Here is a 16,003-nt window from a genome sequence, read left to right as displayed (position 1 = left end):
CGAGTGCCTCACCGCGGCGTGATCAAAACGACGCTGAACCGCCCCGGGTTCAGTGGAGGCTCGGTTCTGCCGGTTGGTCCTCGGTGAGGCCGGCGATCGAACGGTAGTAGTTGTCCTCGAACTCGACCGGTGGGATGTCGCCGCAGGCGCCGTGCAGCCGTCGATGGTTGAACCAGTCGACGTACTCCAGGGTCGCCAGCTCGACGTCGTCGAGGCCGCGCCAGGGGCCGCGGCGGCGGATCAGCTCGGTCTTGTAGAGGCCGATGAGGGACTCGGCGGCGGCGTTGTCGTAGCTGTCGCCCTTGCTGCCCACCGAGCGGACAGCGCCGGCCGCGTCGAGACGTTCGGTGTAGCACACGGCCAGATATTGCGAGCCCCTGTCCGAGTGATGGATGAGCCCGCGGACCTCGTGGCCGTCGCGGGCTCGCTGCCACAGCCCTTGCTCGAGAGCGTCGGCGGCCAGGTCGGTGCGCAGGGAGGTCGAGCAGCGCCAGCCGACGATGCGCCGCGAGTAGACGTCCATGACGAAGGCGACGTACACCCAGCCCGACCAGGTCGCGACGTAGGTCAGGTCGGCGACCCACAGCCGGTTCGGCGCCGCAGCCCGGAAGACGCGCTGCACCAGGTCATCGGGCCGGGGATCGACCGTCGCGGCCGGAACGGTGGTCCGCTTGACCTTGCCGCGCACCGCGCCGGTCAGACCGAGCTCGCGCATCAGCCGCTCGACCTGGCAGCGCGGCACCCGGTGGCCTTCGCGCTGCAGAGTTCGCCAGACCTTCCGGACCCCATAGACGACGAGGTTGTCCTCGAAGACCCGGATGATCTCGGGCTTGAGCTGATCGTCGCGGGCCGCCCGGTGCGAGGGCGGTCGGGTTCGTGCGGCGTAGTAGGTGCTCGCAGCAATCGCGGCGCCCGCCTCGGTGAGCGCCCGGCAGATCGGCTCGACCCCGAACTCCTGTCGGTGCTGATCGATGTAGTCGATCAGCGCTGCTGTGGCCGGTCGAGCTCGGCCGCGAAGAAAGCCGACGCGCTCTTGAGGATCGCGTTCGCCCGGCGCAGCTCGCGGTTCTCCCGCTCCAGCTCGGCCAGCCGTGCCCGTTCGTCGGTGGTCAGACCCGGCGCGTGGCCGGCGTCGATCCGGGCCTGCTGCACCCAGTTCCGCAACGAGTCCGGCACGATCCCCAGCTGCTCGCCGACCCGCTAGGCCCTGTTTGAGAAGTCGCTGAGGAGCGGGCCAGGCGTGTCGGTGCCGGGAAGTAGGCGAGGTCTCCGGTAGAGGGATCAACGACCAAGAAGACCCTCACCACGGAGACCTCGTGGACGGCAGGCTACCTGCCAGCGCCCGCCATGACCTGACCGACGAGCAGTGGGCGATCCTCGCGCCGCTGTTGAAGACGCTGCTACCGATCGGCTCCAAGCCAGGCAGGCCCCGGCGCTGGACGTTGCGACAACTGATCGACGGCATCCGGTTCCGCATCCGGACCGGCTGCCCCTGGCGGGACGTGCCCGAGCGCTACGGCAGCTGGCAGAGCGTCTACGGGCTGTACCGCGCCTGGCAGCTGGCCGGCATCTGGGCGGCGATCGTGACCGGCCTGCAGGCGCTGGCCGACGAGGCCAAGCTGATCGACTGGGTTGTCTCGGTGGACTCCACGGTCAACCGGGCGCACCCGAACGCCGCCGGCGCCCGCCGCCATCCCGAGACCCAGCGCACTCCGCCGGTCGGGGAGCCGGCCGACCACGCGCTGGGCCGTTCCCGCGGCGGGCTGTCGACGAAGGTGCACCTGTCGGCCGAGCGGGGCCGCAAGACGCTGTCGACGACGCTGACCGCAGGGCAGGCCGCCGACAGTCCCCAGTTCATCCCCGTCCTGGAGCGAATCCGGGTGCCGCGGCGGTCCGGGCCGGGTCGTCCGCGCACCCGCCCGGACCGGGTACTGGGCGACAGGGCCTACTCGGCCCGGGCCAACCGGAGCTATCTGCGCCGGCGGGGCATCCCGGCGACCATCCCGGTCAAGGCCGATCAGCAGGCCAACCGGCGCAAGAAGGGCCCGGCAGGGGGCCGCCCGCCGGCGTTCCACCCGGAGCGGTACAAGGACCGCCACGCCGTGGAGTGCGGGATCAACCGGCACAAGCAGCACCGCGGCTTCGCCACCCGGTACGACAAGCTCGCCGTCCGCTACGACGCCACCGTGCAGATCACCAACATCAACATCTGGCTACGCGACTTATCAAACAGGGCCTAGCAGGCGGCGTTGACGCTCAGCTTCTCCGCCCCGTCGACCAGATCGAGCGCGAAGCGGATCGCCCGCTCACGCAGCTCATCGGGGTACTTCCGCGGTGCCGCCATGACTTCCATCCTTCGGTGGTTGGAAGCCTCCATCAATCCCGGGGCGGTTCACGCCTGGCTGTACCTGCGCGCCGCGATCAATCTGCGACGACTACTCACCCTGGGCTTGACCGGCACCGACGGCCATTGGGCACTCGCCTCCTGACCAGCACCACCGGCCGGACCAGGGTGACCGGCGAGCACGGCGACTTTTCGCCCGGACGCTGACCGAGTCCAGGCTGGCGCGGGATCAGTCGGGCTCTCCTTGCTCGCCGAGCCGGTCAAGCACGGTCTGGTGCAGGCGGTCGAAGACACCGGCCTCGGCCCACTCGTGCAGTCGCCGCCAGCAGGTCCAGCCCGACCCGTAGCCCAGCTCGGTAGGCAGCTTGGCCCAGCCGATGCCGGTGGACAGGACGAAAGCGATGCCCTCGAGCACGTCCCGATCCGACGTCCGTGGCCGTCCAGTGCGGCCGTGCACCGCCGGCTTGCGCGGTGGGATCAGCGGCTCGACCAGCGCCCACAGCTCGTCACTGATCAGCCGAGCGGCGGGGAAGACGCCGCCGATGACATGGCCGGCACCCTGCGCCGATGGCGCACTGACAGCCAGAGCCCGAGGACCTACTTCCGCAACGTCTTCTAACTGGCCTCGGTCATGCTGGCGCCGATGGGAAAGTGATCGGAGAAGCCATCCTCATCGACCGGCTTGCCCATGCCGCCGAACGGCCGGGGACGCCGGTGCGTGCCGGTGGTGAACGTGCCTGGGAGCCGCAAGACCTCGACGGTGTCCGCACTTACCCGCAGCTTGGCGTTCGAGGTGGCCATGTTCTTATTCACCAGGAATTGGTCGAAGACGTTTGGCTGGTTGTCGAAGTAGAAGGTGCCCTCGGGTTCGCCGGTGGTGGGCCACGTAAGGTTCCATAGTCGGGGAACTTGGGCGCCGATCACCGATTGTCGTTGCCGGGTGCTCAGGGCGTGGGTTACCAGGGAGGTGTCGAATGGTTCGTCGTTGAAGTCGCCCATGGCGAACACGGGGGTGTCGGCGCCATGGACCTCGAGGGCTCGCTGGTGGAAGTAGGCGAGGGTCTCCCCGGCGATGTGGCGATATCCGGCGGATTCGGACTGGCCGCCGCTGCGGGAGGGCCAGTGGTTGCCGAAACGGTCCAAGTGTGTGTCCAACGTGTGTCCGAAAGTTGACCTGCAGAATGTCGCGAGTGGCGTTGCGGCGGACCGCGACGTGGAAGAACGTCCCCCCGGCCGGAACGTGGAAGAGGCCAGGGTCGTACAAGAATGCAACGTCGATGCCGCAGGCGTCGGCGGTGTCGGCGTGCACCACCTTGTAGGACCGAACCGGTAGCAGCTGGTGGACGGCGCTGGCCAGCAGGTCGAGCACAAAGCGGTTCTCAATCTCGCAGACACCCAGCAAGTCCGGGGCGCGGCCAGCGTTCATTTGTGCGATTACGGAGACCAGCTGAGCGACCTTGCCGTCCCGTAGCTGCGGTGTCCAGCCGACGATGTCGCTGCCGATGGCCCGCCTGACCTTGTCACTACGGTGCTCGGGCGGCGCGTTTTCCTCGTCGAACAGGTTTTCCAGGTTCCACCAGGCAACGCAATAGGTCGACGGCATCGGCGATTCCTCCACTCGGTGTAGCGCACACGGGCACAGTGACCATCGTCGGACGCGCTCGCGGCGCTCCTCACACGTTTGCTGGGCCAGGAACGCAACGCGACCGACCCCTAAGCTTGTCGTTCAACCCCTGACCTGCTGCTCCCTGGTGTCGGTGGGATTCCGGGTGTGACCGTTTTACCGACGTGATGGCGGGAAGTGCGGTGTCGGTTGTGACGCCGAGTGGTTGTCCCGGGTCCGGGATGACTGGGTTCGGAGAGCTGGCCGGCTGGGCGGTCCTTCGGGCGCAGGAAGCGAACCCTCGCCGGACGCGGACGAGGGTCATCCGGTCGGGCGGCAGGAGTTTCCCACGGCCGTGGGCCGATCGGCGACTCTGTGTAAGTGCGTGACCGGGTGATCATCGGTCAGGCTCGGTCGAGCCGGCCGGGAAACATGGTTTCGAACTCAGGACGGAGCTGCTCCTGCTCTGAAGGTGGCACGCTGATCTCCTGACAATCTGTCAGTCCCCGCCAACATGTGGACGGTCATGCGGTAGGGGCCCAGATACCCACGCTGGGCTGGGCTTCGTCCTCGCCCGGCCACGGTGGCATGGTGGTGGCGATGGCGGTGAGCGGTTCCCTTTCCCCCGCTCGGAATTGGAACGTGGTCCCGGCGGGTATGGAGAGCGAGACGCCAGGCCGTAGGTCCACCAGCCCGTCCGGCTCGGTGCTGGGCTGGCGCTACATCTGTCCGGACCCGCTCACCACGTACCAAAGCTCCTCGACGGTGCGGTGCTTGACGGCACGGGAGACGGTTCCGGCCGGTAGTGTGAAGTGGGCCGTTCCGCCGCGGGTGCCTTCCACGAGCAGGCGAACCTCCGAGCCGTCGGGGGCCAGGTAATCCGCAGACGCGGGAAGCTCCTTGGTCTCCGCTCCGTTCACACGTCCTCCTCGATGTCGATACCGCCATGGTGTCCTTGCTTACGCCCTGGCCCGTTAGCTGTGCGCCCGGAGGGTTGGAGTGGCAAGGCGGTGCGGTCACCCGCACACGACGTGCCCGCGTCCCGCGCCGATCAGGTGTGGTACGCCGCGCAGGCCTGGAACCGGGCCGGGGGTGTAGCGGTCGACAATCGACCCGTCGCCAAGTTGGCCGTGGAGGTTGGATCCCCAGGCCCAGAGCACACCGGTGGTGTCGAGAGCGAGGCTGTAGGCGGCCTTGGCGCTCACCGCGACCACCGTCGGGAGGTGAGGCAGGGGGGCGGGAATCGCGCGGGGCATGTCAGTGCCGTCACCGAGCTGGCCGGCCTGGTTGTCACCCCACGTCCAGACGACGCCGTCGACGTCGACGGCCAGGCTGTGGGCATCGCCGGTGGCGACGGCCCGGACCCTCACGAGGCCGAGTACCAGCGTGGCCGTGGAGCGTGGGTCCGTGGTGCCGTCGCCGAGCTGGCCGTCGTCGTTGCTGCCCCAGGCCCAGACGACGCCGTTGACGTCGACGGCCAGGCTGTGTTCTGGGCCGCCGGTGACCGTCCGGACACGGACGAGACCTGTAACCGGGACCGGAGTGGCGCGGTCGGTGGTGGTGCCGTCACCGAGTTGTCCGCGGGAATTCCATCCCCAGGCCCACGTGGTGCCCTCAGCGTCGACGGCCAAGGCGTGGTAGTCCCCGGCGCCGATGGCCCGGACGGGAGGGAGGCCCGGGATCCGTGTGGGGGTGAGGGCGAGCGTCCCTTGGCCGACGTTGGTCCCCCAGAGCCAGACGGTGCCGGTCGCGTCCAACGCCACGTTGTGGGACGCGCCGGCCGCCAGCGCCCGCACGTCGGCCAAGCCGCTGACTAGCGCGGGGGTGCTGCGGTTGGCCAAGCCGCCGTCGCCGAGCTGGCCGGTGTCGTTGGCGCCCCAGGTCCACACGTTTCCATCGGCCTCGAGGGCTGCGCTGTGCCGGGCACCGCAGCACACGGCGCGGACCCCGGCGATCGGTTCAGGCGCGTGGCGGTCGACCGTCGTGCCGTCGCCGAGCTGCCCGTAACGGTTGTGCCCCCACGCTTGAGGCCTGCCCTCGACATCGAGGACGAGGCTGTGTGCAGTCCCCGCCGCTAGGGACATCACCGGCACGTCGCCCGTGTCGACCGGGACGGGGCTAGTCCGCGTTGTAGTCGTGCGGTCGCCGAGCTGTCCGGTGGAGTTGTAGCCCCATGCCCATGCGGCGCCGTCGGCGTCGAGGGCCAGGCTGTGGGAGGCGCCGGCGACAACCGCAACGACGGCGTTCAAGCCGGAGACCGGCCCGGGACTGGCGCGGTCCGCGGTGGTTCCATCGCCGAGTTGTCCGGACCCGTTCTCTCCCCATGCGAACACCGTGTCCCCCCTGGCGCTGGCGCCCACGGCCAAGCTGAAACGGCGGCCCGCGGCGACGGTGTGGACCTCGGTGAGGCCGGGGACTCGGGCGGGCGTGGTGCGGAATGGCTCTGCGTCGTCGCCGAGCTGCCCGGACAGGTTGTCCCCCCACGCCCACACCAGGCCGCGGGCGTCGACGGCCAGACCGTGTCGCTCGCCGACGGCGAGGGCCCGAATCTTGGTCAGGCCGATGACCGGCCTCGGATCGACATGGGCGGTGGTGGTGCCGTCGCCCAGCTGGCCGACCGCATTGTCGCCCCAGGCCCAAACGATCCCGTTCCAGTCGAGCGCGAGGCTGTGCGCCTTGCCGGCGCCGATGGCCCGGATGCTCGCCAGATGGGGCAGTCGACTCGGGATGCTGCGATGGGTGGTGCTGCCATCACCAAGCTGGCCGTACCGGTTGTCCCCCCACGTCCAGATGTGGCCGTCGGCGTCGAGGGCCAGGCTGTGGTCACCACCAGCAGCCAGCGCGCGGATCCCGGCGATGCCGCCGAGCACTGCGGGCATGGTCCGCTGTTCGGTGGAGCCGTCCCCGAGTTGGCCGAAGTTGTTGGCGCCCCACACCCACACCGCCCCGTCGCTGCGCAGCGCGAGGCAGTGCCGGCCACCGGCGACCACGGCCGTACCCGTCGGCGTGACAGCCTTCTCCACCACCGGGCCCGGCACGAACCGGTCGGTGGTGGTGGCGTCACCGAGCTGACCGGAGACATTCCATCCCCAGCTCTGGAGGCTCACCGCCGAAGCTGCCACGGCCGCTCCTCTCGCCTGACGAACAGCCTGAGCCGGGACAATAGAGGCCCCAGGGTCGGCCCGGCGAACGCCGCTCGCCGGGCCGCAGATAAACGCGTAGCGACACGCGAAGCTGTGGCGAGTCGGAGCCGGTGCAGCGAGTTCCCCTTGCCCGGTCGCGGAGTGCGGTTGTAGCGTCTCGATCCGCGGCGCGGCGGCGTGAGACACATCTTCGATTCGTAGCGATTTCTCTCGGATTCCGATTTGTTCGCGCACTCAGGGGGAGACGTATGCCCACATTGCTGCATCCGGGCGTCTATGTCTCCGAACTGCCGTCGGGTGCCCGATCGGTGGAAGGGGCGGCGACCAGCACGACGATCTTCGTCGGGGAGACCGAGCGCGGGCCGCTCGGACCCACGAAGATCAGGAGCCGGTCGGACTACGAACGGGTCTTCGGCGGTTACTTCCGGGTTCGCGACGGCAATGCGGCGCCGACTCGGGTGCTCACGACCTACGCCGTCGACGGCTACTACCAGAACGGCGGGTCTACCGCGTACATCCTGCGGACGATGGACGTCCCGGACGAGGGCGCCGCGACCGCAGTGCGCGGTCCCCTCCGGGCGAGCTCGCCCGGCTTGTGGGGCAACTCGCTCGCGGCCGCGTTCCTGGCGGCCAGCGGAAACGACCCGGGCCGGTTCCGGATCGCGGTCGTCCACGCCTCGCCCGAGAGCGGGAGCCGCAGGCTGGTCGAGACCTGGGACCGGCTCTCGGTCGACCCCGACGACGAGAACTACGTGGTGGAGGTGCTCAAGCGCAGCCTTTACGTGCGCTGGGACCAGTCCTCGCGGACGGCTCCCGACCTGGACGAGCTGGGGACGACGCCGTCGACGAACCCGCCGGAGTCGGTCATCGTGGACGACGCCGAGGCGATGGTCGGCGGCGTGGGAGGCGGCGGCGAGCTCGATCCCGCGGACTACGTGCCGCTGCTCTCGGCCGGGCTGGCCGGCGTGGACGACGCCGCGCTGCTCGTCGCGACCTGCGAACCGCTGCTGACCGGCGACGACGCCGCCTACCTGCAGGTGGTCGACGCCTTCACCGGCTTCGCCGAGACCCGGCCCCGCCAGGACCTGTTCTTCGTCAGCGACCTGCCCGGGCACGGCGACGTGGGTCCCACCGAGGCGACCTCGCTCGTGGTGGCGCAGAAGCGGGGCCGCACGTCGAGCACCTTCGCGGGCCTGTACTGGCCCCACGTCGTCGTGGGCGACCCGGTCGGCATCGGGCGCAACCCGACCATCACGCTGCCGCCGGCCGGGTTCGTCGCCGGGCTGTTCGCGCGCATCGACGGGCGCCGCGGTGTGTGGAAGGCCCCCGCGGGCACAGAGGCGACGCTGAACGGGCCGATCGCCCTGGAGCAGGAGCTCAACGACCTGCACAGCGACGACCTGAACCCACAGGGCGTGAACGCGCTGCGCCAGATTCCGGGCGCCGGGCGGGTGGTCTGGGGTGCGCGGACGACGCTGTCCAGCAGCGAGTGGCGGTACGTGCCGGTCCGGCGCACGGCGATCTTCCTGCGCACCAGCATCTACAACGGAATCCAGTGGGCGGTGTTCGAGCCGAACGACGAACCCCTGTGGGGCAGCCTGCGCGCCACCATCGGCGGCTTCATGGAGACCCAGTTCCGCAACGGCGCCTTCGCGGGCAGCACGAGCGACGAGGCGTACCTGGTCAAGGTGGACGCCGAGACCACCACCGGGATCGACCAGGCCGCGGGTGTGGTGAACATCCTCGTCGCGTTCGCGCCCCTGCGGCCCGCGGAGTTCGTGGTCGTCAAGCTCAGCCAGAAGACCCAGGCCGGATGAGGAGGACCCGGTGCCGCAGTTCTCCGTCAACACCCACCGGCTCGATCCCTACACCAACTTCAAGTTCCGGGTGAAGTGGGACAACGTCTACGTCGCTGGCCTGTCGAAGATGTCGGCGATAAAGCGCTCCACCGAGGCGATCGAGTGGCGCGAGGCCGGCGGGCCGTCGATCGTGCGCAAGCTTCCCGGGCGCACCAAGTTCGAGCCGGTGACGCTGGAGGCCGGGTTGACCCACGACCGGCAGATGTTCGACTGGGCGGACCTCGTGAACTCTCCGCGCGGAGACGCCGGGATGTCGCTGCGGAACTACCGCAAGGAGGTCACCGTCGAGGTGATGAACCTGCAGGCCCGCCCGGTCATGGCCTTCACCCTGCACCGGGCGTGGGTGTCGGAGTTCCAGGCCGTGCCGGAGATGGACGCGAACGCGAACGCCGTCGCGATCCAGACCCTGAAGATCGAGTACGAGGGGTTCTCGGTCGACCCGTCGGTGACCGAGCAGCCGGAGACCTGATCCGCGATGCCCGTCCCCGAGCGCCTCGACAGCCCCTTGCGCCCGCCGCGCGGCGACGTGAGCGGTCCCGCGGCGCCGTCCTCCCCGCCCGACCGGACACCGGGGCGCCTGCCGCTGCGTGGGCTCACCGGGTGGGAGGAGGAGTACCTCGAACGGCACCAGGCCGAGCCGAACACCGCCCGGCTGTGCAACGAGGTCCTCGCGCGGTGCCTCGTCCAGCCGGGCGACGACCCGGGGGAGGCACGCCGGACGGTGCGCGACCTGCTGGTCGCCGAGCGCGACCGCGAGCTCGTGGCCCTGCGCCGCATGTCGCTGGGGCCGCAGGTGACTGCCCGCGTCGACTGCCCCGCCTGCGGTGAGGCCGGGGAGGTGGAGTTCTCGCTCGACGCCCTGCCGCTGGAGTTCCCGAAGCCGCCACCGCACCTGGATGTCGTCGTGCCGGGCATCGGCGAGGTGCGGCTGCGGCTGCCGACCGCGGGCGATCAGGAAGACCTCGGCGACGCCGACCTCACCGGTGCGGCCGAGCGGCGCAGCTGGTTGCTGGCCCGCTGCCTGCTGCGCTACGGCGACCGCACGGACGGCTTCGACCTCGACTTCTCCCGCAGCCTGCCCGTGCTGGTCCGGGCGGTGCTCGAGGCCGCCGTCGAGGGCAACCTGCCGGACCTCGCGCTGGAGATGGCGATCGACTGCCCCCACTGCGGGGCGGCGGTCACCGCCCCGTTCGACGTGCCGAACTTTTTTTTTCGAGCTGACCGGGCGGGCGCACCGGCTGCTGCGCGATGTGCACCGGATCGCCCGCGCCTACCACTGGTCCGAACACGACATCCTCGCGCTGCCGCTGGACCGTCGCCTGGCCTACCTCCTGCTGCTGGAGGAAGAGGCCGACGCCGCCCTGCTCGCCGGGCTCACCGGCGACGGCTGAGTGTCGCGCCGCGGGGGCGGTGAGATGCCCTCGCTCTCGCAGGTCGTCGCACCTCCGCTGCGACCGGCGGCGTCCCACGCGCGCCAGGCCGAGCCGGCCGGACGGTGGGCGCCGCTGCAGCCCGGCCGTCGCGCCCCCCTGCACTCCGGAGCGCGGCACCGGTCGGGCAGTGCGTGGCGCGCGCCCAACCCGCTCCCGGCGGCTCCGTTGAGCCCCGGCACCGCACTGGCGGCGCGATCGGCGGACGGACCTGCGCTCGACGCCGGCGCAGCGGACCCCCCGGATGCGGCGCCGCCTCCGGGGCAGAGGCGCACGCGGTGGGCCCGTCCTGCCCCGCACGTCGAGGCGCCGTCACCGACGCCGGCCCGAACCGGGCCGGGCAGGACCGCGGCCGGCCGGGACGCCCCTGAGCCGGCGCCGCGCGGGTCCGTGTCCGCCAGGGAAACTCCGGACCGGGGGCCTCGGCTCCTGGCTGCACCGGACCGGGCCGCATCAGGCCATGCCGTCCCGGACCTCGCGGCGCCGGCCCGGGCCGCCGCCAACGTGACCGGGTCCGGCCGCACCGGACCCGGTCGGGCAGCGCAGCCGGTCGCGCCGGCGCCGGCCCCGGTCCCACGGGCGACGACGCCGGTCCCCGTCCCAGGGGCGAGGGCGCGGGGGCCGGCCAGGACAGCCGCCTCGCCGGGGCCGACAGCGCCGAGGGCCGCAGCGGCGGGGACCCCATCGCGACCGGCCGACTCCGGCAACACGACCGCGGTGTCACGTCCCGCCGTGCGACCGCCCGGCACCCCACCCGCGGGGGCCGCCCACCCGGCCTCCGGGTCCTCCGCAGGCGCGACGCGGGTCCTCCCGGCCCCTGCCGGCCGTCCCGAGCCGACCGCACCGCCTCCTCTAGCCGCCGCCGCACCGGTCCCGGCCACCCGCCGTACCGGCCGGCTCCACGCGGGGCCGCCCCGATCCGGTCCGTCCCGGACCGGCGCTCCCCACCCCGAGCGGCCCCCCGCACCCGACGGCTCACGCGGCGCCGCCCCGCGACCCAACCCCACCGCGCGGTCGGCGGCCCACCCCCGCGTGCTCGCGGCGCCAGCACCGCGCTCGGCCGGGCACGCCGCGCCGCCCGCCCCCGTGTCGGTGGAGATCGGCCGGCTCGAGATCCGCACCGTCGCGGCGCACCGCCCCGCGCCACCTCCGGTCGCGCCGGCGCGGCCCACACCGCCCCCGCGCCCCCACACGATCGACCCGGGCCTGCGTCTCCACCGTCCGGGACTGCGCGGGTGGGGGCCGTAGATGGCCGCGTACTTCCAGGGCCTCAACGACGTCACCCAGGTGCTCGTCGAGCACATCCGCGCCGGGACCGCCATCGAGGACGTGCAGGCCGGCGCACCCCGCGACGTCGCGGCCACCTCCGAGGCGGCGGCGCGCATCACCCTGCTCTACACCACCCCCCAGCCCGGGCACCGCAACGACCCGCCCGACCGCCGCCCCGACGGCTCGCTGCGTCCTCCGCCGCTGGTGCTGTCGTGCTTCTACCTCGTCACGACCTCGGGCACCGACGTCGACGACCCGGTCGCCGCGCACCACGCCCTCGGCCGGATCATGGCCCTCTACCACGACACGCCGGCGCTGCGGCTGCCCCTGTCCGACACCGTGGGCGCCGCCAGCACCTTCACCACCCTCGGCGAGGGCGACCTAGGGGTCGTCCAGGTGCCGATCGCCCTGGACCAGGTCGACAAGATCTGGACCTCGCTGGAGGCCAAACTCCAGCCGTGGGTGCTGTTCGAGGTCGCGCCCGTCGCCCTGCTCGCCCGCCTGGACGACCGCGAGCCGGTTCCCGTAGTGCGGCCGGGCGGCGTCGTCCTCGGCGTCCGGGCAGGCACGCGTCCGCTGGTCACCCGGGTCAGCCCCGCCGCGGTCCGAGCCGGCGGGCGCGTCCGGATCGACGCCGCGCTGCCGGGCACGCTCACCGGCGTCGCGGTGGGCGGGGTCGCCGTCGCCCCGGACGACGCATCGCTCGCTGCCGCGCCCGCCGGGACGCCGCTGCTGCTCAGCCTCGACAACGGCGGGCTGGAGGCGCTGAGCCCGGGGGCGCACGCGCTGTCACTGCGCGCGGCGGGCCTGCCGTCCCGACCCGGCACCGTCCGCGTCGCCGACCCGGCCGCCCCCGCCGTCGACGCGCCCGGCCTCGACCCGCACGATCCGGCAACCGACCTCGTTCTGACCGGCGTGAACCTCGGCGGCGCCCGGGAAACCGTGCTCTGGCCGGACGAGGAGGTCGCCACCCCCGCCGACGTGCGCACGCTGGCGGTCGCCGACGTCACCGCGGAGTCGGTGACGATCTCTGCGGCCGACCTCTCGGCCCTGCCTGCCCGGGCGGGGGCGTGGCGACTGACGCTGCGCGTCGGCGACGGTGTCTTCACCCCCTATGTCGTGCTGGAGCTGGGATCGTGACGGGCATCGGACTCGCCCGCGAGGCCGCGCTGCTCGGCGCGGAGTGCCTCGTCGCCGAGTCGGCCGACGAGGTCCGCGATGCCGACGAGGGCTGGACCGCGCACTCCGCGGCCCGCCGGGAGTTGCGCGCCCGCATGTGCGAGCACGAACGGTCCCCGGACGAGGACCGCGTGCGGCTGTGCGACCGGCTCGGCCTCGATGGCCCCGCCTACTGGCTGGTCATGCTCTGCGCGGCCGTCGAGTGCCACCCCGAGGCGGCGGCAGCGGTCAGCCTGCTCGCCGAGGACCCGCGCCAGCAGCTGCCTACGCCATGGGTGGTTGCCCGGGTCCTGCGCGGCATCCGCGAGGTCCCGTTCGCCGCGGCCCTGTCCGCGTCGCTCGACGGCGGCGCCGCCCGCTCGGCCGGCCTCGTCGAGGTCGTCGAGCAGACCCCCGGCCTCCCGCACGCCCAGCAGACCGTGCGGCTCACCCTTCCCGAGCTGAGGGCCCTCACCGGCACCCGGGCCGGAATCGAGGAGCGCCACCACACAGCGGTCCCCCCGGGCCGCCCCGCCTTCCCCGCCGACCAGGTCACCCGCGCTGCTCGTCTGCTCGACCGCCGCGGTCTGCTGGTCCTGTGCGGGCCGTCACGCCGAGCGGGCCGCCAGCTGGCCTGCGACGTCGCCGCCCACCTCGGCCGCACGGCACACCTCGTCACCGTCGACGGGGACCTGCCGCAGGCAGCCGACCTCGTCCGGATGCCGGACGGGCTGCCCGTCCTGGACCTGCACGGCGTGCCGACCGTCACGCAGACCGCACTGTCCCGACTGGCCGCCGGGGCCGGGCCGCTGGTCGCGGTCGTCGACGACACGGCCGACACCCTCGACGGCAGCGACGGGGCCACCGTCGACGTCGGCGTCCTCGGCCACCGCGAGGCCCTGCGCATCTGGACGCCGCTGGTCGGCGAGGCCTGCGCGCGGACGCTCGCGGCGCGCTTCCGGGTGAGCGCCGAGGAGGCCCGCGGCGCGGTCCGCGACGCCCGAGACCTGCGCGGCCCAGACGACGTCCCCGCAACGGGGAGCTCCCCGCCGGTCGCCGCCGGCGCTGTGGCCGCACAGTTGCTCGTCCGCGGTGCGCGCCGGATGGGCCGCTCCGTCCAGGTCGTGACGACGTCCGCCCGGCTTGCGGACCTCGTCGTCCCCGCTCCGCTGCGCGCCGAGCTGGAGGACATCGTCTCCTGGCACCGCCACGCCCACCGGGTGCGGTGGGACATGGAACTGCCTGCCGCCGCGGACGCCACCGGCACCGGCCTGACTTGCCTGCTCGCCGGCAAGCCCGGCACCGGCAAGACCTTCGCCGCCCGGTGCCTCGCCGGAGAGCTCGGCCTCAACCTCTACCGCGTCGACCTCAGCCAGGTGGTGTCCAAGTACATCGGCGAGACCGAGAAGGCGCTCGCCCGGCTGTTCGACGAGGTCGAGGCCGGACACGGACTGCTGCTGTTCGACGAGGCGGACGCGTTGTTCGGGCGCCGCTCCGAGGTCAAGGACGCGCACGACCGCTACGCCAACATCGAGGTCGGCTACCTGCTCCAGCGGCTGGAGGCACACGAAGGGATCACGGTGCTGACCACGAACCTGCAGGGCAACATCGACGCCGCGTTCGTGCGGCGCATGCGCTTCATCCTGCAATTCCCCCTGCCCGACCGGGACCTGCGCCGCCGGCTGTGGGAGCGGTCGCTGCCCGCCGCGCCGTTCCGCGACGAGGACCTGGAGCTCGACGCCCTCGCCGAGCGCTTCCCGCTGGGCGGCGGCGCGATCCACAACATCGGCCTCGCGGCGGCGCACCTGGCGGCCGCGAGCCCGTCGGGCCGCGTCACCGCCGCCCACGTCCTGCGCGCCACCCGTCGCGAGCTGCAGAAGGCGGGCCGCCCGGCCGACGCGGCGGCGTTCGGGCCCCTCGCCCCGCTGCTCAACGCGAACGGGGTGGCCCGGTGAGACCCGTCCGGTTGCGGATCGACCACCTCGCGGTGGAGATCGGGGAGGACGTGCGTGCCGGGGAGGCCGAGGCCACGGTGCGCAGCGCCCTCGCGCTGCTCGCCACCAGGCTGGCCGGCGCGCCCCTCGGCGGCGGCCGCGACGCCCCGCGGCGGGCACTGCAGCTGATCGAGCTCGAGCCCGGGTGGGCCGACCGGATCGCCGGCCCCGAGGCGGCGGCGCGGCTGGCCGACGAGCTGTTCCGCCGGATCGCCGGAGCGGCTCCGTGACCGGCGCGCTGAACTACCTGCGCGGCGCGTTCGTCGCCTACGAGCCCGGCGGCTACCCGGACCGCAAGCGGGTGATCCCCTTCCGGTTCAACCCCGAGGGCCTCACGCGCACGGTGGCCGTCGAGGCCGCCCCAGCGGCCACGGGGGTGGAGGGCGCCGGCCCGGGTGGAGCCGCCCCGCCGTCGGCCGAGGCCAGCGCCGAGGCGGGCGGCGCGGTGAAGGAGACCTTCTCGGTGGCAATCCGGCTGGACCTCGCCGACCGCGACCGGGCACTGGGAAGCCTGGACGAGCGGCTCGGCATCGCCCCGGAGATCGCCGCGATCGAGGACCTGCTGCACCCCACGCAGACGGAGGCCGAGGCGGCGTCGGACGGGACCGAGCCCGTGCGCGCCGCGCGACCCCGCCCCACCGTCCTGCTGGTGTGGGGACGCAAGCGCGTCCTGCCGGTGCGGATTGTGTCCCTCAAAGTCGACGAATCGGTCTACAACAGCGACCTCAACCCCGTACGCGCCGAGGTCGAGGCGTCGCTGGAGGTGCTCGGCGAGTCGGCGGCCCGCGGCGACCCCGCGGTGCGCTCCGCGCTCGACCACACCGAGGCCGGGCGCCGCGAGCTGGCCCGCATGTACTACGACAACACCGCCGCGCAGGGCTCGACGATCCTGCCGCTCTGAGGAACCGCAAGGGAGGACACCGCCGTGATCGACCGCAGGAGTCGCTACTCGTCGACGCCGGTCCTCGTCGTCGACGACGGTCACGGCGGCACCCACCCCCTGCTCGACCTGCGACCCACCCCGCCGACCAGCGGGGTGCTGGAGGTCGTGCCGACCGCATCCGACCGGCTGGACCTGCTGGCGTTCCGGTTCTACCGCGACCCGACCCGGTTCTGGCGCCTCTGTGACGCGTCGAGCCGGCTCGATCCCTTCGACGTCGTGGCACCGGGTGAGCCGCTCCCGGTCCCGCCGGACAAGTAGCT

Annotated in this window: 14 protein-coding genes and 2 pseudogenes; 10 read left to right on the top strand and 6 right to left on the bottom strand. The window is 72.5% G+C overall.

Going from position 1 to position 16,003, the window contains the following annotated elements; genetic code table 11:
- Nucleotides 1–49: 49 nt before the first annotated feature.
- Nucleotides 50–973, bottom strand: coding sequence for an IS3 family transposase (locus tag ACI8AC_RS02500; RefSeq protein ID WP_456895068.1), 924 nt, complete (start codon nt 971–973; stop codon nt 50–52).
- A gap of 8 nt (nt 974–981) precedes the next feature.
- Nucleotides 982–1,185: a transposase gene (locus tag ACI8AC_RS02495; RefSeq protein ID WP_456895066.1), complete on the bottom strand. Its 204-nt coding sequence runs from the start codon at nt 1,183–1,185 to the stop codon at nt 982–984.
- A 131-nt stretch (nt 1,186–1,316) separates the two neighbouring features.
- Between ACI8AC_RS02495 and ACI8AC_RS02490 the strand changes: the two genes are divergently transcribed.
- Both ACI8AC_RS02490 and ACI8AC_RS02485 read left to right on the top strand, forming a co-directional pair.
- A complete protein-coding gene (locus ACI8AC_RS02490; protein WP_456894846.1) occupies nt 1,317–2,240 on the top strand; it encodes an IS5 family transposase in 924 nt (307 codons plus the stop codon).
- Nucleotides 2,241–2,363: 123 nt separating this feature from the next.
- Nucleotides 2,364–2,489 (top strand): hypothetical protein, encoded by a 126-nt coding sequence (locus ACI8AC_RS02485; protein ID WP_456894844.1) that lies wholly within the window; start codon nt 2,364–2,366, stop codon nt 2,487–2,489.
- Between the two features lie 87 nt (nt 2,490–2,576).
- Here ACI8AC_RS02485 and ACI8AC_RS02480 read toward each other — a convergent pair.
- From ACI8AC_RS02480 to ACI8AC_RS02465, 4 genes and pseudogenes are all read right to left on the bottom strand, one after another.
- A pseudogene (locus ACI8AC_RS02480) lies at nt 2,577–2,893 on the bottom strand (transposase); the annotation flags it as partial.
- 66 nt (nt 2,894–2,959) lie between these two features.
- Nucleotides 2,960–3,487, bottom strand: coding sequence for an endonuclease/exonuclease/phosphatase family protein (locus tag ACI8AC_RS02475; RefSeq protein WP_456894842.1), 528 nt, complete (start codon nt 3,485–3,487; stop codon nt 2,960–2,962).
- 37 nt (nt 3,488–3,524) lie between these two features.
- Nucleotides 3,525–3,947: pseudogene (locus ACI8AC_RS02470) on the bottom strand (endonuclease/exonuclease/phosphatase family protein); the annotation flags it as partial.
- A gap of 1,016 nt (nt 3,948–4,963) precedes the next feature.
- Nucleotides 4,964–7,069, bottom strand: a complete 2,106-nt coding sequence (locus ACI8AC_RS02465; RefSeq protein ID WP_456894840.1) for an RCC1-like domain-containing protein — start codon at nt 7,067–7,069, stop codon at nt 4,964–4,966.
- Between the two features lie 329 nt (nt 7,070–7,398).
- On the opposite strand from ACI8AC_RS02465, the gene ACI8AC_RS02460 reads away from it, so the two are divergent.
- The 8 genes from ACI8AC_RS02460 (at nt 7,399) to ACI8AC_RS02425 (ending at nt 16,001) form a co-directional block, all read left to right on the top strand.
- Entirely contained in the window at nt 7,399–8,907 is a 1,509-nt protein-coding gene (locus tag ACI8AC_RS02460; protein ID WP_456894839.1) for a phage tail sheath family protein, read from the top strand.
- A gap of 10 nt (nt 8,908–8,917) precedes the next feature.
- Entirely contained in the window at nt 8,918–9,418 is a 501-nt protein-coding gene (locus ACI8AC_RS02455; protein WP_456894838.1) for a phage tail protein, read from the top strand.
- A 6-nt stretch (nt 9,419–9,424) separates the two neighbouring features.
- Nucleotides 9,425–10,363 (top strand): T4 family baseplate hub assembly chaperone, encoded by a 939-nt coding sequence (locus tag ACI8AC_RS02450; RefSeq protein ID WP_456894836.1) that lies wholly within the window; start codon nt 9,425–9,427, stop codon nt 10,361–10,363.
- 1,264 nt (nt 10,364–11,627) lie between these two features.
- A complete protein-coding gene (locus ACI8AC_RS02445) occupies nt 11,628–12,788 on the top strand; it encodes a Pvc16 family protein (protein ID WP_456894834.1) in 1,161 nt (386 codons plus the stop codon).
- Complete coding sequence (locus ACI8AC_RS02440; protein ID WP_456894832.1) at nt 12,785–14,761, top strand: ATP-binding protein; 1,977 nt, start codon at nt 12,785–12,787, stop codon at nt 14,759–14,761. Before ACI8AC_RS02445 ends, ACI8AC_RS02440 begins: the two co-directional genes overlap by 4 nt.
- Entirely contained in the window at nt 14,758–15,030 is a 273-nt protein-coding gene (locus ACI8AC_RS02435) for a hypothetical protein (protein WP_456894830.1), read from the top strand. Before ACI8AC_RS02440 ends, ACI8AC_RS02435 begins: the two co-directional genes overlap by 4 nt.
- Nucleotides 15,027–15,701 (top strand): hypothetical protein, encoded by a 675-nt coding sequence (locus ACI8AC_RS02430; protein ID WP_456894828.1) that lies wholly within the window; start codon nt 15,027–15,029, stop codon nt 15,699–15,701. Before ACI8AC_RS02435 ends, ACI8AC_RS02430 begins: the two co-directional genes overlap by 4 nt.
- A 24-nt stretch (nt 15,702–15,725) precedes the next feature.
- Nucleotides 15,726–16,001: a hypothetical protein gene (locus tag ACI8AC_RS02425; RefSeq protein WP_456894826.1), complete on the top strand. Its 276-nt coding sequence runs from the start codon at nt 15,726–15,728 to the stop codon at nt 15,999–16,001.
- Nucleotides 16,002–16,003: the final 2 nt, after the last annotated feature.

Source organism: Geodermatophilus sp. SYSU D00758 (assembly GCF_054049955.1).
The sequence above is the reverse complement of the archived record's forward strand: the minus strand, read 5'-3'. Positions and strand labels throughout refer to the sequence as shown.